Annotated in this window: 16 protein-coding genes; all 16 read left to right on the top strand. The window is 39.2% G+C overall.

The annotated features are described in order from the left end of the window. The first annotated feature begins 94 nt into the window (after positions 1-94). The 16 genes from FFR60_RS13280 (at position 95) to FFR60_RS13205 (ending at position 18765) form a co-directional block, all read left to right on the top strand. Positions 95-730 carry a WxL domain-containing protein gene (locus FFR60_RS13280; RefSeq protein WP_171004939.1) on the top strand — a complete coding sequence of 212 codons (636 nt, stop codon included), beginning with the start codon at positions 95-97 and terminating at the stop codon, positions 728-730. A gap of 94 nt (positions 731-824) precedes the next feature. Continuing rightward, positions 825-1904: a WxLIP family cell surface protein gene (locus FFR60_RS13275; protein WP_171004938.1), complete on the top strand. Its 1080-nt coding sequence runs from the start codon at positions 825-827 to the stop codon at positions 1902-1904. Further along, a complete protein-coding gene (locus tag FFR60_RS13270; protein WP_171004937.1) occupies positions 1897-2328 on the top strand; it encodes an LPXTG cell wall anchor domain-containing protein in 432 nt (143 codons plus the stop codon). Before FFR60_RS13275 ends, FFR60_RS13270 begins: the two co-directional genes overlap by 8 nt. Further along, positions 2325-2543, top strand: coding sequence for a FeoB-associated Cys-rich membrane protein (locus FFR60_RS13265; RefSeq protein WP_137664523.1), 219 nt, complete (start codon positions 2325-2327; stop codon positions 2541-2543). Before FFR60_RS13270 ends, FFR60_RS13265 begins: the two co-directional genes overlap by 4 nt. After that, positions 2512-3606 (top strand): WxLIP family cell surface protein, encoded by a 1095-nt coding sequence (locus tag FFR60_RS13260; RefSeq protein WP_137664522.1) that lies wholly within the window; start codon positions 2512-2514, stop codon positions 3604-3606. The genes FFR60_RS13265 and FFR60_RS13260 overlap by 32 nt, the downstream gene beginning before the upstream one ends. A gap of 188 nt (positions 3607-3794) precedes the next feature. Further along, a complete protein-coding gene (locus tag FFR60_RS13255; RefSeq protein ID WP_137664521.1) occupies positions 3795-6014 on the top strand; it encodes a WxL domain-containing protein in 2220 nt (739 codons plus the stop codon). Between the two features lie 207 nt (positions 6015-6221). Further along, positions 6222-6935 (top strand): winged helix-turn-helix domain-containing protein, encoded by a 714-nt coding sequence (locus FFR60_RS13250; protein ID WP_137664520.1) that lies wholly within the window; start codon positions 6222-6224, stop codon positions 6933-6935. 420 nt (positions 6936-7355) lie between these two features. Beyond that, positions 7356-8474, top strand: coding sequence for a tyrosine-type recombinase/integrase (locus FFR60_RS13245; RefSeq protein WP_137664519.1), 1119 nt, complete (start codon positions 7356-7358; stop codon positions 8472-8474). Positions 8475-8892: 418 nt separating this feature from the next. After that, on the top strand, positions 8893-9516 hold the full coding sequence (locus FFR60_RS13240; RefSeq protein ID WP_171004935.1) for a WxL domain-containing protein: 624 nt from the start codon (positions 8893-8895) through the stop codon (positions 9514-9516). A 70-nt stretch (positions 9517-9586) separates the two neighbouring features. Further along, entirely contained in the window at positions 9587-10627 is a 1041-nt protein-coding gene (locus tag FFR60_RS13235; RefSeq protein WP_137664517.1) for a WxLIP family cell surface protein, read from the top strand. Between the two features lie 10 nt (positions 10628-10637). Further along, positions 10638-11105, top strand: coding sequence for an LPXTG cell wall anchor domain-containing protein (locus FFR60_RS13230; protein ID WP_137664516.1), 468 nt, complete (start codon positions 10638-10640; stop codon positions 11103-11105). Beyond that, complete coding sequence (locus FFR60_RS13225) at positions 11089-13422, top strand: WxL domain-containing protein (protein ID WP_137664515.1); 2334 nt, start codon at positions 11089-11091, stop codon at positions 13420-13422. Before FFR60_RS13230 ends, FFR60_RS13225 begins: the two co-directional genes overlap by 17 nt. A gap of 9 nt (positions 13423-13431) precedes the next feature. Next, positions 13432-13656, top strand: a complete 225-nt coding sequence (locus FFR60_RS13220) for a hypothetical protein (protein WP_137664514.1) — start codon at positions 13432-13434, stop codon at positions 13654-13656. 103 nt (positions 13657-13759) lie between these two features. After that, entirely contained in the window at positions 13760-14509 is a 750-nt protein-coding gene (locus FFR60_RS13215) for a winged helix-turn-helix domain-containing protein (protein WP_137664513.1), read from the top strand. Between the two features lie 15 nt (positions 14510-14524). Next, positions 14525-15238, top strand: coding sequence for a winged helix-turn-helix domain-containing protein (locus FFR60_RS13210; RefSeq protein ID WP_137664512.1), 714 nt, complete (start codon positions 14525-14527; stop codon positions 15236-15238). Between the two features lie 227 nt (positions 15239-15465). Next, positions 15466-18765, top strand: coding sequence for a BspA family leucine-rich repeat surface protein (locus FFR60_RS13205; RefSeq protein WP_137664511.1), 3300 nt, complete (start codon positions 15466-15468; stop codon positions 18763-18765). Positions 18766-18826: the final 61 nt, after the last annotated feature.

Below are 18826 nucleotides of genomic sequence, written 5' to 3'. Positions count from 1 at the left end.
GATATAAAAAATTAAATTATATTAAGGAGAGAAAGAGATGAATAAGAAAAAATTAGCATCAGCACTATTGGGAACAGCAATGATGGGAGGACTATTGTTACATGCAGTTCCTGCATCAGCTGCACCTGTAGCTGGAGGTTCAACCGGAGGTAGCGTTGGTTTTAGCGGACACATTCCACCAACTACTCCAAGCGGCGGCGATTTAGATTTGGTTTGGGTTCCTAGAGCATTTGAATTTGGTAACAGTAATGCGAATACAACTGCTGCAAAAACTTATGCTGCGACGAACGGTGCAACTAAATATGTAGTAGTTCGTGATCAGCGTGTTGCAAATGGTACTACTCAAGTACCGAATGCATGGGAATTAACTGCTCAAGCTTCTACCTTAGTAGATGGTGGCTCTACTTTAACTGGTGCACAATATACTTTTTCAGGTAACCAATTAAAAAATTACAATAGTGTCAGTGGAACAGATACTGAAGCACCAGAATCAGTTGGTGCAATTGACAATGCATTGCCAGGGGGACATACAGCTGCTGTTACTGCCAATGTGACTTTGCCAGCAGATGGCACCACAACAGTAAAAGTAATGGAAGCTTTACCAACAACTATTGATGGGAAGTATGCAACTGAATTGAATAACATTTCATTAGTTATTCCTGCAAATACTTCTCAAGAAGGCAAACAATATGTTGGAACTGTTGACTGGTCATTAGACGATACGATCTAAGATTATTCCTATGAAAAGGCTCAACAAATAGCAGCAAAAAGGGAGTGGGAAGGATTCCCATTCCCTTTTCACTTTGATGGAGGACAGACAGAACGTGAAGAGAGAGTGTCAATCAAGATTATTACGTATTATTATGTTAGGTATCGGACTGATTCTTTGTTTTCCCTCTGTATCCTTTGCGGATCAGAAGGATTCATCAGGATCAGCCAATGAAGCAAGTAAAAAAGCCTCGGAGTTAGCAGAAAAAACTGGATTTACAGTTGAAAGTATGCAATCAGAGAATCAAATCAATAAGGATTTTTCTTTCTTTTATGTTCATACGCAATCATCAGAGGAACAGGTATTGAAAGTAAAAGTCATTAGTAAACGAAAAGAACCTAGTAAGGTAAAGATTCATATAAACAATGCCGTTACTAATATTATGGGGCAGATTGATTATGGTCAAAAAAATGTGCAATTAGATTCGAGTATGAAGCAACCTTTGACGGATTTTGTTTCAATCGGAACAAAGGAAGTGACCGTTAAGAATTTTGAAGAGAAAACCGTGGAACTTCGTGTGCATCCGCCAAAAGAATCTTATCAAGGGATACGATTAGGTGCTGTTGTTTTCCAGTCTGCGGGTGTTCAAAAAGATGAAAAGGGCGTTAAGAATACGTATGGGTATAAGATCGCCATTATGACCAGTGAAGATTTGCGACCTTACAATGAAGGCGGACAAATAAATTATTTATCGGTCAAAGCACGTTTGCAAAATGGACAAAAAACTATTGCCATGAAGGTTCAAAATCCAGAACCGGCTGTGCTTGAGAATGTTTCTATTAGTACGAAGGTTTTTCCTAAAGGGGAAAAGGAACCATTGGCGACCAATGCGTTGACAGGAATGAAGCTGGCACCAAATAGTTCATTTGATTATTTGACCTATTTAGGATTAGAAGATCTCAAAGCAGGGAAATATGTGATCCAAGCAACTGCGACGGATAGAAAAGAGACTTGGGAATGGGAAAAAGAGTTTACGATCAGCGATAAACAGGCAAATCAAATCAATGAGGATGCTGCTTACAAGTTGTTACTGCCGAAGCTGTATAAAGTGATTGGCGGTATTTTACTTGCGTTGACGTTAACTAATCTCATCTACCTACTTTATCGAAAGAAGGGAGGAGCAACTGTTGAATAAACGAACAAACACTAAAATCGGTATTCTTTGCACGAGTTTAGTCCTTAGCATTTTTTTAGTTGGCGGCGCTTATCAAGCGTCAGCAAAAACTGATGCTTACATTGGTTTTGAATCAGAGAGTATTTCGTCAAGTACATCGATCTCTTCATCAGATAGTTCAACTACGGATACAACAATCAGCAGTTCTACTACAGCTACCACTAGCAGCATTGCTACGTCTGACACAGAGAGTAAACAAAAACAAACTATCATTACTAGTGGTTCAGGTGGAGGAAGTAGTTGGTGGCCCAGCTCTATAATTGAAAAATTACTACCTAAAACAGGAGAAGTCGGTCAGCCGTTATTGGTTATTTTTGGTGGAATTCTTCTAATTATCAGTATTCTACTCTATAGAAAGAAAAGTCGGGAGGAAAACCAGATATGATGCCATGGATCGTTGGAACAGTTATTGTGGGAATCGTGTTCTTTCTTTTAGCGATTATTTTGTTTATTCAGGATAATCGTCGAATGGTTCAATTGAAAAAGAAGGGGAGTTACTTGATTTTCAATGTAACCTTTTTGGTTCTTTCTTTTGGCTGGTTTCTTTTGGCGGGCTATCTATACTTAGATGTTCAAAATCAACTCCATCTTTTTAAATAAGCAGAGTAAGGGACGGATTATTGTAATGACGCAAAAAAGCCAAATAAACAATTATCGACTCCTTTTGTTGTTTCTTTTTCTTCTTTTCTTTCCTTTTTCAGCAGAAGCAAAGCGGGCCGAAGAAGCAAGTGATGTGGGAAGATTTACAGTACAAGCAGTATTGCCAGAAAGTCAGATCAATCCAAAAATCGATTATTTTCATCTATTGGTGAAACCATCAGAAAGGCAAACTGTGAAAATCAAGCTATTCAATCAATCAGATAAGAAGCAACGTTATAAAGTCAGAGTTAATCAAGCCACCACGAATAATAATGGGTTATTAGTTTATGATGAGCCGCATAAACAACGAGATAAGAGTAACAAGCTGCCTATTTCTGAAGTAGTAAAACCCGAGCAAGACGAAGTGGAAGTAGCGGCGAATAGTGAAAAAGAAGTGGCTATTCAGGTTACTCCGCCCACGAAATCTTTTGAAGGGATTTTGCTTGGCGGAATTGTAGTTCGTCCGAAAAGCATAGTAAAAGAAAATGAAAAAAATATATCTATCCAAAATCGTCTAAGCTATACGATTGCTTTGATTCTAACGGAAAAAACTGAGACAGCCATTTATGGTGGACAAGAGGTGAATCTATTAAATGTGGAGCCAAAAGTTGTAAATGGTAATCTAGTTATTGAAGCGATTTTTCAAAATCCTTCTCCAGAAATCATCCAACAAATGATGATCGAAGGAAGTCTGACTAAAAAGGAACAAACCAAACCAATTGCTAAACAAACGATAAAGGATATTAAATTTGCTCCAACGAGTCAGTTTGCCTATCGACTAGATTTAGAAGAAAAAGAGTTGGTGGCAGGTAAATACCAGTTTCAGAGCGTTATAAAAACGATGAATGGTAGTAAAACGACCAAAAAGAATGTTCAAATAAGCGAAAAACAAGTGACAGAAATGAAACGAGCTCTTCAGAAGGAAACCAACTGGCGTCCTTCAATTATTGGAGGGACTCTTGGGCTAATCATTATTGTAAGTGGCTTTATTATTTATAAAAGGAAAAGGAGTCGTGGGTCATGAAAAAGAAAATTTTAAAAGGGGGCAAACTTGTCTTAACAGTGATGCTTCTTGCATCGACACTTTCTTGTTTTGTTGAAGAAAATTATGCGATTCAAACGGCTAATTTTGGGGCTTCCAATATAAACCTAAAAATTATGAATACAGGTGGCACTGAGCTACCATCTAGTTTAACTTTCACAGCAGATTTGGTGGACTATAAGTATACTTTCATTGGTCCGTCTAGTTCCAGCACGACTAAAACAGGTACTGTTCCTGCAAATATATCAAAAACACCTGCATCCAATGCATTCAAAGTAGATATTCCAGCGTATAATAAGAGTTCTACTTATCCTGCTGGAGGATCACCTGGAGTAGAAAAAGTACAATCTTTATACACAGTGGTGGGAAATCTCTCTCTAGTTCCATCAGGAAATATGAGACATATAAAAACTCTATCTACTCATCTTCCACTCATAAATTACAATCGTTATAATTATCTTAATGGTTCTTATATGTCAGCTTCAGCCTTTACTAATTCGGGAAACTTTATTAAGCAATCAGATAATTCGTATTTGTATAATAATAGTTCAAACTCATTCTTGAGTTTAGGAAGAAGAGAAGTCAGTGATGGTTTTTATGGAAGTCAGTACAGTCATAGGTATGGGGACGACAATGATACGATAGAATATCGACCTACTGCCTTTCAACAAGTAAAAGAAATATTTGAAGATACGACAGGTGCATTAATTACAGTGCCGTCTGGTTATACACAGAATAAACTATCGGATATTACCTCAGATCCTTATGTCTACACAATGTCAGGAGGATCAACATTACCGAAAACCTATGTAATAGGATCAAACATTTATACCTATCAAGGCTGGTATAAAGGGGCTGGAAATCAAGGATCAATTAATCCGACTTTTCCACCCAATGTGACGTTTAGTGCGGAATTTGATGATTTAAAGGATGAAGTGCATCTTGTCTACGATGTGAAACTCGTGCGTACAGTGACTGAAAATTACATTGATACCTCAGGAGCTGTGATCGATCCTTCTTGGAATGGCACGCAAAGTGTCGCAACTGGTAGTACTTTTACGGCAACTCCAGCGGTATCCAAGACATCCGCGGGAACTGAGTGGCTGTATCAAGGGTGGAAATTAAGTACAGAACCGATGAGTGCTGTGAAAACGACCCCCGTTTCTCAAACCATTAATGCAAATACGACCATACAATATATCTATCGAAAGAACGAACATACACTAACAGAAAAAATCGTAGATAGTTCTGATGGCACTACATTACTTGGCGTTGCGTCAAATCCCGCATCAGTAAATATAGACGACAATGACACTTATACAAAAATACCTGTTGCTACCTTGACAGATACCAGTGGGGATGACTGGGATTATGTCGGTTGGGAAAATGTTACCGATGCATCAGGCGTGGTGAATTCATCAGGGACACCAGTCTCAATAGCGAACGTTAAAGGGAACAAAGAAATTAAGTACCATTATCGTTTAGCGAAAACGACGGCAACGCTAGATTTAACGCCAACACCTAAAATTATAGCTAATGGCGGAACAGTGACTTGGACCTCCAAACTAATGAATTCAGGATCAACGGCAATGAAAGACTTGAAAGTACAATCTACGAGTATCTGGGCAAGCGGTTTATCAAATCCTGTCCAAGTAACGTATACTCCTGCAATCGGTATTCCTCAGAATTTTTCAGGAAACTTAGCAGCGGGAATTAATCTAACAGGGGTGACTATTCCTTCTGGTGGTGTGAATAACTATGCGACTATTTCTTTTACTACTACAGCAACTGGAGCAGTGAATCAAGTGTTGCCAGCCGAAATTGAGATAGATGGAAATTTAACGGCAAAAATCAAAGCAGATAATTTTGTTCGGATTGATGATCCAGATGAACCAAATCTTAATCAAACTGGAGATTCGGTTTTTGAAAACTTGCCAGATTTTCGTTTTGGAACGGTGAATGCTCTAGCTGGATCGCAAACGAAGAAGCTTGATGCATCTGCTTATGCTGCGGGCTACAATCCATATATTCGTTTTAAGGACCAATCATTATCAGGAAATTGGGATGTTGCTGTAAAGCTAGGACAATTTAGTGACGGGATGAATACTTTGCCTACGAGCACAAGTATTTCCTTAAATAATGGATCATTTAATACAGTAAACGGCTATAACACAGTAAGTGAATCATTAATACCAAGCGGTTCAGTAGCTAATAAAACACTATATTCTGATGGGACAAGTGTTGTGTTGCATGCTGGTACCACTAAAGGCGTCTATCAAATTAATTACAATTTGAACGATGTCGAATTGAGCCTTCCAAGTACATCTGGTGTTAGTTTAGGGAAACCATATAACGCAATTCTAGACTGGGAGCTATCTGTCGGTCCATAAAATTTCAATGAAGGAGAAGCCACTTGGCTTTTCCTTAACTGAAAATTGTTACATACAAATAAAAAGTTAGTTTCTTTTTCGACCGCCCGTAGTTCTTCGGAAAAAGTTTACCAGTTGAACGCCTATTTTTACCTATACCTGCTAAAAGGGGACCACCATAACCAATCGCAACGCCTTACTATCTAACGCAGAAAGAAGGAATGAACTATGAGCCAAATACTACTATTAACCAATAACCCATTAAACGAGCAAGCCTTTGAGGTACGCTTGCGCCAACTCGGACACGAGGTCTTCACCTCAAAGCTGATGATCAATCTCTGCCTGTCGCAGAATTCAAAGCACGACATCATCCACATGTTTGATCTGATTATTTTAAGCGAGACACTGGCAAACGCCGAAGTCAAAGAACTCTTAGAAACATTAAGCACCTGCGCGACTCCAATCCTGCGGAAATCCGATGAACGCTTGGAAGAGACCGATTTAGAAGAATGGAAAGAACAAGGCTTGACCGAATGGATCGTAAGTCAGCCGACCCTAGAAGTCTTGCGGGAAAAACTCAGCTGCGAAAAAGTCCGCAAAGAAGGCAATATCGTCTTTCTGCCGAAAGCCGAAGATAAACGCCCAATGTCCGCCTTTTCATTAAGCGGCGGCGAAGTGAAGCTGTTTGAACTTCTCTTTCAGCAGAAAAAAACAGTCCCGCGCGAAGAAATCTGCCTCCGCATGTGGAATCGCGGCAAGAGCAACTCCAGCATGTCCCAACTCTCTGTAATGGTCAAGCATCTAAAAGACAAACTAGCCGGACAAGGCATCGAAGGTCCAATCATCGAAACTTGTTGGGGACGCGGCTATCGCCTGCACGAATCGGTGTACGATCAGGTGTATCTGGATAATGCAGATGAAAAGTTAGTGAAGCAGCAGTAGAGAAGTCTTTTGAGGCTTCTCTTTTTCTTCTATATAATAGACGATTCAAGGTAATAGAATAGCGAGAACATAAAAAAGGCAGGTCTGCTAAAAATCAGACCTGCCTTTTTATATATATTGATGTAATAAAAAACTATTGCTAGAACCAATAATTTTGTTTAGATTATTACATGGTTTAATTAAAACTACGAAAAATATTCTAATATGAAAGTATTTAATAGAAAAAACTGAATTGTTCTGTCTCAATTATAGAATACAGTTAAACAATAATCAATATAAATTATTAATTTTGTTAAAAAAACACAAATGTAATTGTTTGCAGTAGAATCTTCTCGAAATAGCAAGAATTATAGGTGAATTTTTACTTATTAGGAGATTCTACAATTACCGTCAATTAAGCCGTCGAAAGGAAGAGGATGTATGCGTAGAGGAGAAAATATTTACAAACGAAAAGATGGACGTTGGGAAGGCAGGTATAAAAAAGGCTACAAAGCCAATGGGAAGATAAAGTATGGCTACATTTATGGAAAAACGTTTCAAGAAGTACGAATCCAACTGTATGCGTTAAAAGCGCAATATTATACTCAACAAGAAATACATGGGAGTGCCTGCATTCCCCTAGAAGAATGGGGACGCACTTGGTTAGTAGATATTCAAGATGAAGTGAAACCATCTACTTTTGGCACCTACCGTTATAAGCTGAACAGATATGTATTTCCCTATATTGGACATGTTCTTCTAAATGAACTAACCCCTGAGACAGGGAAACTACTCGTTTCAAAGTGGCAGGAAAATGGGCTCCAGACCTCTACAATGCGCGTGATCATTAGGATTACAAACAAGTGTCTGAACTATGCGAAAAAAGAAAAGAAAATCAACGAGAATCCCTTTTTAAAACTCAAATTACCTAAAGAGAAAAATAAACCTATTCGAGCATTCACAAGAAAAGAACAAACAAAGTTAGAAAAAGTCGCACTTAAAGAAAAGAAACATAGAGGCTTGCCAACGTATCTGGCACTAAATACTGGGCTTCGAATCGGTGAAATCTCAGCACTAAAATGGAGCGACATTGATTTTGACCAGAATCTAATCCATGTTACCCAGACGTGTCAGCGAATTGCCCTAAGTCGGAAAGGTCAAAAAACCCAACTTATGATTGGCCCAACTAAGACAGAATCCAGCGTACGCTCTATTCCTATGGCTAAAGTTCTGCGAAGAGAGTTGTTGAAACACCGTTGCCAATCCAAAGGAATCTTTGTCTTTTCAACTAAGAATCACCCGATGGAACCGCGCTTGTTAACCTATCACTTCCATCGCATCCGAAAAAAATGCGGGCTTGAAGAGATCCATTTCCATCAGTTGCGCCACTCGTTCGCTACACGTTGTTTAGAAGTGCAAAGTGATATTCTATCTGTCAGCGCAATGCTTGGTCATGCTTCAAGTAAGCTGACACTTGATACCTATGCGGATTCCATGATGGAACAACGGGTTGAAGTTATTTACCGAATGGAACGAGCCAATAGACAAGCAACAGTCTAATAAAGCGCTTTCAAAAAATGCTTATCCAACTTGCGGCTTCCCACTTTTTGCTTTATTGGAGTAAGCGCTTACTTTACGAGCTGTGATAAATCCATCGTTTATATTCCCAAAAAAGGCTAAGAAGATAGCCAATAAAATCTGTAAACTTTTCAAACGCCGTCAGTTACCGTCAACTCTCTATTTTAAAGTCTGATATGAAAGCATTTTTGGGGGCATCTTAGTTTTATTAGACTAAGAAAAAATATCTCCTGAAAATATCATTAAAGAAGGACTGACTCTATTTTAATATCAACTGTACGGTTTGTACATTTTTGATATAGAAAAATTATAGTTTAAGGAGAGAGAAGAGATGAATAAGAAAAAATTAGTAACATCATTAGTTACGACTTCAATGCTAGGTGGACTGTTGGTTGGAGGAATGAGCGCAAGTGCGGCTCAAGTAGATTCAGATAAGACAAAGGTAGAGTTTGGATTTATTAAAGATTATAACCCACCAAAACCAGCACCAGCCGGAGATATTACTTTACGTTGGACACCGAAAGCGTTCCAATTTGGTAATGCTCATACAGTAGTAACGTCATCTGCCCCAAAAACTTACGATGAAATCAATACAACTGGTGGTGTCGGTCGTTATGTGGTAGTCGATGACCAACGTCCAACAGCAGCAGGAAATGAGTGGAAATTAGAAGCGGCCTTGTCTGATTTAGAAGATAGTGCTTCATTACAACTTGCTGGAGCAGAAATTGACATTGACTTGGGAGCACAAGTTTATGACTACACTGGAAGTAATGAGCCTGTAGATGCAGATATTACGACACCAATAGCTACTGCAATCGCATTACCATCCGCAACATCAATTACTCTTGCACAACCAACAGATGGTGGAGGAACAGTTGAAGTGTCCACTGGACCTGGTACTATTCAGGGTGCATATGCTACTAAGATGACCAACATCAAGTTGACTAACGTTGCTCAGCTAGCTACTTATGATGGTAAACAATTTAGCGGAGATATTACTTGGACATTGTCTGATAACATCTAAGATTGATAAATGAAGGTGGAGGAGAAGAGGATTCTTCGCCTCCGCTTTTTGTATTACGGGAGGAAGCAGTGTGCGGAAGAAGCTGATAGCTACTATAGTAGCGAGTATCTTTTTTTTAATCGGAATGCCTTCACTTGTTAAGGCAGATAATAATGGACAGACGACAACTGGTTTTACAGTTGAAACTATTCAACCAGAAACACAAGTAGATAAAAATTTAAGTCTCTATTACATTTCGGTAAAGCCGAATGAGCCTCAAACGATTCAAATGAAAATTATCAGTACCCAAAAAGAGAAAAAAACGGTAGAAATCTTCATTAATGATGCCGTGACGAATAAATCTGGCCGGATTGAATATGGCTTTAAAAAACCGATTTTAGACGAGAGTCTGAAAACGCCCTTGACCAGTATCGCAAAGGTGAAGGATTCGATGAAAAAAGTGACGGTCGCCAATTTTGAGGAAAAAATCATTGAGATTGAGGTCACACCGCCAAAAGAATCTTTTGCAGGAGTGAAGCTGGGGGCTATCCAAGTGTTAGCAGTTGATAGTGAGGATTCTAAAGAGTCCGGTGTCAGCAGTCGGTATGGGTATTCTGTCAGCTTGATGGTAACAGAAGATAATGGCGATTATCGTGAGGGTGGCGATTTACGACTGAAGCGAGTAGAAGCTGGAGTAGAAGGCGGAAAAAAAGTTGTAAAAATTCCGATTCAAAATTATCAGCCAAAAGTAATGAAGGGCTTGTCTGCGAAGGCAAGTTTTACCAAGAAGGGTTCTAAAGAGGTCATTCAGAAAAGAGAAATTAAGAACTTGGACTTCGCTCCAAATTCAACCTTCCAGCTAGACCTTGATTTTCCACCGCACAACTTAGAGCCGGGGAGATATGTGGCGAAGATCCATGTTAGCGATGGAGAAAGAAAATGGGATTGGGAAGAAGAATTCGAGATTACAGCGAATCAAGCTGAAAAATTAAACAAGGATGCCATTTTCAAGTTACAGGTCGTTTCTTGGGTCAAATGGGCAAGTATCATTCTATTTGTTGTCCTTATTCTTTTGACAGGCACATTGTATCTCAGAAAAAAGAAATGGCAAAAAAACCTCCAAGAAAGGTAGGTGACTACCGTTGAACAAAAAAAGACTAACGATCCTTTTATCACTGTTGTTACTAAGCTTGGGTGCTTTTACCACACACGTATTGGCAACAACAGAAGTGGGAATCGGTTTTGATTCTCAGAGTCAGAGCAGCAGTTCGACTTCTGATAGTCAATCCTCAACGACGGATACAACAACGAGTACGACAATAAGCACAACAGATAGCTCTACAATGGATACGACAACTTCTAGCTCGCAAGTTTTGATTCCGGTAGACAGAAATAATCCTACAAATATAGGGATCACCGGTGTTATTCCGATTTCGTATAACAATGGTAGAAATCGGGTCGTGTGGGATGATGACTCACCTAAGAACTTGCCCCGGACAGGAGAGCAAAAAAACTCTAAAGTGTTTGTGTTGATAGGAGTGGGCATATTGTTATTAGCATTGGTAATAATAGTTGATCGGAGGAGTGTGACAGATGAAGAGAAGTGGTAGTTATATTTTAGGTGCCATTTGTACATTGTTGTTTTTAATTATAAATCCTGTTACAACTTCAGCAGACAGTCGTATGATTACATTAAATCCAAATGTTACTTTTATGTCTAAATTTGTTTTCTCAGACGGAACAGATGTCCCATCATCATTTATGACAATGGAATCAAAGATTATAAGACAACCTCACTATACGGATACAAATACAGGATTTATGAAATACACAAAAAGAAGTCCAATAGTTTTAAGAGGTACAAAAACTATCCCGAATGTAGGAGGAGGACTCTGGAAAGACACTTACAAAAGCCCTAGTGTTACTTTTGGTCACTCTGATAGTGTCACTATGGAAGGATTTCGTGATAGTTATAATTCCTTGTTTATAGATACGAAAGACAGTGTAAAAGCAATTTGGACACTTCAAAAAGTTGGTGTAAAAACAAACCAAGTATGGTATCAAACACAATTTGGATCAAATGTTCCCTATCCATACGAAGCATACAATTTACAACAATCATTTTTTAATACAACAGAGAATGGGAAATATGGATATAAATTATCAGAAATTTCTAATCCAGATTATCCAGGGCAATTGTGTGATCCCGACGATGTACTATTCGCGAGTACAGCGGCATCAACAACCAAGAATTATGGGTCACTCACTTACAGTGGGTCTCATTATGGTGAGTGGATTGGAAATGATGATATTTATACTGGAAAGCCTGTTACTTTCCGCATAGATGTACCAAAAATAGAGGAAACTTTTGTAGATATGCAAGGAACTAAGATTCCAACTTCAGATTTGCATCCAACTTTTGTACAAGATAATAAGTATGATGCACTTGAAGATAGCTATTCTTTTGGAGGTGGTCAGAATGGGCAAGCTACTACTTTGCCGCAATCATATGTTGCTAACTCAAAAATTTATGAATACAAAGGTTGGTATTATGGAGATAGTTTTAAAACAACTAATCCACCAAAGTTTGACTGGAAAGACATAAGTAATTCGGATAAAGATAAATATGCAAAAATCCGAATTGTCTATGAAGAAAAGAAAACAATGTATGACATTACAGCAAGGTGGGTAGATGATACATCGAACGCGAACCTTATAGATTGTAGTGCCCAAATTGGATTACCTAATCCAGGGACAGTTGCTCAAGCGGAAGGAACGACTTTCACTTTCAACATTTTTGGTGCATTTTGGGATTCTTCATCAGCTTGGTGGGATATAGTTGGATGGAGAAATATGACCGATGATCCAAACACTTTACATTCAGGGACGAATGTATCAGTACCTTCAGTAAATAAAAACACTCTTCTCCATTTTGTTTATAAAAAGAGAGCAGCTAGACTCGATGTTAATTTGTTACCCGATTCAACTGTGATAAAAAAAAGTGGTGAAACGATTGACTGGACACTTACCGTGAAGAATACCGGGCATATGTACAATGTAGAGAAGTTGGATATCTCTCACTTGATTACTCAAACTGGTGGAAGTATGTCTGCTCCGACAAATACAGTGATCGAGGATAATAATGGTTCGCAAATAACAGGGATAACGAACAATGTTTGGTCGGATGGTGGAGTAGAGTTAGCAGCGCAAAATGTTAAGATTAAACCGAATGAAAAAATCACAGTTAAGTTTAAGACGACTGTTACCGGAGATATTGGAGATTTATTGAATTTGAAGACGATAGTGAATAGTAATAATAATACGCTGTCATCATCGGATGATACAAATGTACGTATCAAAGATCCCGACCATCATGAGGTGACTGATCCAGCTGATTCTAAGCTCTCTTTATTGTACGTACCGACAATTTTCGGATTTGGTCAACAAGATAAGATGAATATTGGGACCACTCAAACGATGACTTTAGCACCGGGATCATATCACTCGACGACGGTTAGTGAAGGTTTCTATGTGAAACTACAAGACCCAAGGAATAATCAAAGTGGAAATAATTGGAAACTGAGTGCAAAGTTGGATTATTTTGCAGACAGTGTTAATTCTACAATTCTTGCTACACAACCAGTCTTAACCATGGGTAATTGTTCAACTGAAGTCGTGAATAATCCTGAAACAGCTAGTGAGAATGGAGCACCAACTGGAGATGTCACTTTAAATTCACCAACTGTCACATTGACAGGCGGTGGCGGAACAGTGCCAATAATGAACTCTCAAAATATGAAAAATAAAGGTACATGGATCTTCAGAGCACCATTTAATGATGTGAAACTTCAAATTCCTGCTGATGTGGGAGAAGCGGGTAGAGCATACAAGAGTGAGCTAATCTGGACTTTAGAAGACACAATTTAGGAGGACAGGATGGAACCAAATCAATGGATATACCTTCTAATAGGAGGGGCAGTTGTATCATGCGTGTTGTTCATCTATTTTTTGATCAATGATTCAAAGCTGATTCGACAAGCCAATTTAAAGGGAAGGCATTTAGTATTGGATTGGATGTTGCTGATTATAGGTGTCGCGTTTATCGGACTAGCGGTATTCACTTATATTGACATTCAAAATCAAATACACTTGTTTACTTAATGAAACAAACCGCCCGAAATTCACGGGCGGTATCTACATACCATAGAATAGAAAGATTTTTTTGACCTTCTCTATTCAATGAGTTCACAAAAAGAGGTGAAAAATGAATCGGATTTTAATCTTAACGAAAAACATTTCTGTAGAAAATTATTTGCAGGAACAATTACAGAAATTGAATCATGAAGTGCTGGTCTCTGTTTCAATTTGGGAAAATTGGGAAAACTCGGGTAGGATCGATCCATTTATCAACTCTTTTCAGTGGGTTTTTTTGAGTGAGACGATTTCTGAGGGCGAGGCAGAGGCGTTTGGACAACAATTCAATTCAAATTGTCTGATGAGAATCGTCAGTGAAGAGCCGACAGAAGAGTTGATCGCGCAATGGCTGAACTGGCACATTTTTGATTGGTTATTATCGACCGTTTCCTTAGAAAGTCTAAGGGAGAAATTAACCGCTAGACCTCAGCTAGGGAAAGTAGATTTTAATTCCAGTCAAACAACTCAGTCATTTCAAGAAAAACAAGTAGTATCAAATCACAAAAGAAAATCGTTTCCTTTATATTTTTCAGACATTCAGTTCACTAAGCTTGAGAAAGATATTATACGCCAATTAATGGCAGCCGAAAATTTGTCGCTGGCAAGAGATGAACTGAGTAAAGACTGGCGATCCAAAAATCAAAATTCTAAGCTGTGTCAATTGTCTTCAACAGTCAGCAAAATTCGAAAAAAAGTTGAACAGACTTATGGAATAGAAGATGCGGTGATCACACACTGGGGAGAGGGCTATCAGTTGAACAAGTATTTTCACCGTTGTTTATTAAAAGGGGAGTTTCAAAATAAGCCGCAACAGACGTAGAAAGAAGGAAGATAGATGAGTCAAATATTATTACTAACCAATAACCCATTAAACGAACAAGCCTTTGAAGAACGGCTCCGACAGCTAGGTCATGAAGTCTTCACATCAAAGCTTATGATCCATCTCTGTCTGTCGCAGAATTCAAAGCACGACATCATCCACATGTTTGATCTGATTATTTTAAGCGAAACATTGGCAAATGCCGAAGTCAAAGAACTCTTAGGAACATTAAGCACCTGCGCGACTCCGATCCTGCGGAAATCCGATGAACGCTTGGAAGAGACGGATTTAGAAGAATGGAAAGAACAAGGCTTGACCGAATGGATCGTAAGTCAGCCGACGCTAGAAGTTCTGCGGGAAAAACTCAGCTGCGAAAAAGTCCGAAAAGAAGGCAACATCGTCTTTCTGCCGAAAGCCGAAGACAAACGCCCAATGTACGGCTTTTCATTAAGCGGTGGCGAAGTGAAGCTGTTTGAACTTCTCTTTCAGCAGAAAAAAACAGTCCCGCGCGAAGAAATCTGCCTCCGCATGTGGAACCGCGGCAAGAGCAACTCCAGCATGTCCCAGCTCTCAGTGATGGTCAAACACCTAAAGGACAAACTAGCCGGACAAGGCATCGAAGGTCCAATCATCGAGACTTGTTGGGGACGTGGGTATCGCTTGCACGAATCGGTGTACGATCAGGTGTATCTGGATAGTGTAGATGAAAAATTAGTGAAGCAGCAGTAAGAGGTCTTTTGAGGCCTCTTTTTTTTGCGCGGAATTATTTAATAGAAATAGTCAATCAATTGTTCCCCCCTTTTTTATTCAAAAAATTGAAAATTAATGGGAAAGATAGTTGTCCGTTTTTCCAGTTATCAACAGGGACGACTTTCAAAATCAGATATAATTAATAGTGTGAAATAGCTGATTTAGCAACAAAAAAACGGGCAAGACAAAGAGTCTGGGGGATCAAGATGAACAATAAAAGAATGGGAAAACATGCTGAACGAGTCCAGCGATTTGTTTACAAGAAGATCAATAAACAATTGATCAGTGTCGCTGGAAGTGTACTGATCGTCTTAGGCGGTTATGCGATTATACCAGTACAAGTATTGGCGACCGAAACAGCGACCGAAGCAGCGATCGAAGCAGAAACCACACAAGTACAACAAAGCAACACCGCTTTACCTACCGTAGCAAGCAGCGAACTTAGCTCAGAGACACAACCAACCACCGCAAATGAAGAATCCGCAGCACAAGAAAAATCACCAAGTACAACTGATGATGCCAAAGCCCCAAAAGAAACCGAACCAAAGCCAGCTGACGAGACAAAAAAATCAGAAGAAACGGATCAACAAGCCAACACTGCTAAAACCCGCGCACAAGCGCAACCTCAAAGCGATGCTGCTGATGAAGGATGGGAGTATGAAAATCGAGAAACCTATGTAGAAATCACTGATTACAAAGGGGACTTGGTGGATATTACCGTTCCGGCGAAGATTGATGGATTGCCGGTGGAAATTAATTTGGGGACTGTGTTGAAAGAGAAGATGGCAAATACGACGGGGGTAACAAAGACCTTCAAAATTGAATCGGCTGGTGAAGGGGAAACGCCTGTTAAGTTGGTAGGGACATTTGAGAAATTATTTTATGTTAATCTTGGTCAGGATAATGAGACACTAACCTCTGTTGATTTTGGGAATGCAGATTGTTCGGGAATTCAGGATATGAGCTATATGTTTCGTGGATGTAGTAAGTTGCGAGATTTGAACGTAACCGGCTGGAATACGAGCCAAGTTCAGGATATGACCTATATGTTTTCTAACTGTAGTAAGTTGCAAAACTTAGACGTATCCAGTTGGAATACGAGTCAAGTTCAGACTATGGAATTTATGTTTATAGAATGTATGGAGTTGAAAGAACTAGACTTATCCGGCTGGAAAACGAGCCAAGTACAGGATATGGCCTCGATGTTTATTTCATGTAATCAGTTGAAAGAGTTAGACCTCTCCGGCTGGGATACGAGCAATGTACAGGATATGGCCTTGATGTTTGGTAATTGTAGTCAGTTGCAGGACTTAGACTTATCTGACTGGAAAACGAGCCAAGTACAGGATATGTACGCCATGTTTCAATCGTGTAGTCAGTTGCGAAAATTAGACTTATCCAACTGGGAAACGAAACAAGTACAGGATATGAACTTTATGTTTCAAGAGTGTACTCAGTTGCAAGAATTAAACTTATCCGGTTGGGATACAAGCAGTGTTCAGAAAATGTATAGTATACTTTCAAGATGTGACAACCTTTCAAAGTTGACACTGTCTTCAGACTTTAAGTTTAATGGTAATACTGGCTTACGTGGGCTTCCTGAAACGACCTCTCGTTGGGTGAAGGATGATTTTGCGGAAATGTATGATTCAACAGCTGCTTTTATTGCAGCGCATAATAATTTGACTGAGACCGCAACAAATCATACTTATAAAATTAAGGATTTCTCCAATCCGACTGCTGAAGGTTGGGGTTTTGTAGATAAAGGAACCCATATGGAGATTACCTCTTATAATGGTGACCTGACCAATATCACCGTTCCGGCGAAGATTTACGGGAAACCAGTGGAAATTGATTTGGGAACTGTGTTGAAAAGTAAGATGGCTAATGAAAATGAGGCGGTAACGCGAACCTTTAAAATTGAAGCGGCTGGTGAAGGGGAGACACCTGTCAAGTTGGTAGGGACGTTTAAGGTGTTGTTTGCTCGTCCGTCGGGTGGCGTACATTATTTTAATACTACACTAACCTCAGTTAATTTTGGGAATGCAGATTGTTCGGAAATTCAGGATATGAGCTATATGTTTTCTCACTGTAATCAGTTGCGAGATTTGAACGTAACCGACTGGAATACGAGCCAAGTTCAGGATATGACCGCTATGTTTGATTCCTGTAGTGAGTTGCAAAACTTAGACGTATCCAGTTGGAATACGAGTCAGGTTCAGAATATGAGCTATATGTTTTTAGTGTGTAGTCAGTTAAAGGAATTAGATGTAACCGGCTGGAAAACAAGCCAAGTTCAGGATATGAGCTATATGTTTACTTACTGTAGTAAGTTGCAAGACTTAGACTTATCCAGCTGGAATACGAGTCACGTTCAGGATATGAGCCGTATGTTTGCTTCGTGTGAGCAGTTGAAAGTGCTAGATGTATCCGGCTGGGATACGAGTAATGTTCATGATATGACCGCTATGTTTGATTCCTGTAGTGAGTTGAAATCCTTAAACCTGACAGGGTGGGATACGAGTAATGTTCATGATATGGCCGCTATGTTTGATTCCTGTAGTGAGTTGAAATCTTTAAACCTGACAGGGTGGGATACGTCCAGTGTTCAGTACACTACCAATATGTTTTACAACTGTACACAGTTGAAAGCGTTAGACTTATCAGATTGGAATACAAACCAAATTCGGTGGATGAATAATATGTTTGCTAATTGTTATCAGTTGGAAAAGTTAGACCTATCCAGTTGGGATATAGGTGAATTGGATAGGACGGATAACATGTTTTCTGATTGTACGCAGTTGCAAGAATTAAACTTATCAGGTTGGGACACGAGCAATGTTACTGTTATGGATGCTATGTTTTCTAATTGTGCGCAGTTGCAAAAATTAAACTTATCCGGTTGGGATACAAGCAGTGTTCAGTATATGATGGGTATATTTTCAGGCTGTGACAATCTTTCAAAAGTGATTCTGTCGTCAGATTTCAAATTTGGGGATTTTCATCATTTACCTTTTTTTCCTCCTAACTCAGGAACAACGACCTATCACTGGGTAAAAGATGACTATACAGACGTGTACGATTCAACCGATGATTTTACGGCTGCCCACAATAATTTGACTGAAACAGCAACAAATCATGTATACACGATTCAGAAGAAACATGAGGTTTCTTTTGATTTGAATGATGGTAGTGGCAAGGCACCTGATCCGCAGTATATTTTTGAAGGTAAATTGGCGGATAACCCTGACTACGAAGGGACAAAAGGAGATCTATTTTTTGATTGCTGGACGTTCAATAGTCTGCCGTTCACTTTCGATACGCCAATCACTGAACCTGTCGAGTTAGTCGCAAGCTGGCGCAAGGCCAGATATACAATCAAGTTTGATGCTAACGGTGGCGAAGGAACTATGAGTGATCAGGTACTGTCTATCGATGAAGAAAAATCACTCTCAGGCAATCAATTTACTCGTAAAGGGTATGATTTTGTTGAGTGGAATGAATAATCTGATGGGAGTGGAGACAGTTATTCAGATAAAGAGGCCGTCAAAAATTTATCAACCACAG

This window comes from Enterococcus hulanensis, assembly GCF_005405485.1.
Lineage (GTDB): Bacteria > Bacillota > Bacilli > Lactobacillales > Enterococcaceae > Enterococcus_A > Enterococcus_A hulanensis.
The sequence above is the reverse complement of the archived record's forward strand: the minus strand, read 5'-3'. Positions and strand labels throughout refer to the sequence as shown.

Excerpts from the sequence above, each read along its gene's own strand:
- FFR60_RS13265 (WP_137664523.1), top strand. The coding sequence starts at position 2,325 with ATGATGCCATGGATCGTTGGAACAGTTATTGTGGGAATCGTGTTCTTT.
- FFR60_RS13245 (WP_137664519.1), top strand. The coding sequence starts at position 7,356 with ATGCGTAGAGGAGAAAATATTTACAAACGAAAAGATGGACGTTGGGAA.
- FFR60_RS13210 (WP_137664512.1), top strand. The coding sequence starts at position 14,525 with ATGAGTCAAATATTATTACTAACCAATAACCCATTAAACGAACAAGCC.
- FFR60_RS13225 (WP_137664515.1), top strand. The coding sequence starts at position 11,089 with ATGAAGAGAAGTGGTAGTTATATTTTAGGTGCCATTTGTACATTGTTG.
- FFR60_RS13205 (WP_137664511.1), top strand. The coding sequence starts at position 15,466 with ATGAACAATAAAAGAATGGGAAAACATGCTGAACGAGTCCAGCGATTT.
- FFR60_RS13215 (WP_137664513.1), top strand. The coding sequence starts at position 13,760 with ATGAATCGGATTTTAATCTTAACGAAAAACATTTCTGTAGAAAATTAT.
- FFR60_RS13250 (WP_137664520.1), top strand. The coding sequence starts at position 6,222 with ATGAGCCAAATACTACTATTAACCAATAACCCATTAAACGAGCAAGCC.
- FFR60_RS13220 (WP_137664514.1), top strand. The coding sequence starts at position 13,432 with ATGGAACCAAATCAATGGATATACCTTCTAATAGGAGGGGCAGTTGTA.
- FFR60_RS13240 (WP_171004935.1), top strand. The coding sequence starts at position 8,893 with ATGAGCGCAAGTGCGGCTCAAGTAGATTCAGATAAGACAAAGGTAGAG.
- FFR60_RS13260 (WP_137664522.1), top strand. The coding sequence starts at position 2,512 with ATGTTCAAAATCAACTCCATCTTTTTAAATAAGCAGAGTAAGGGACGG.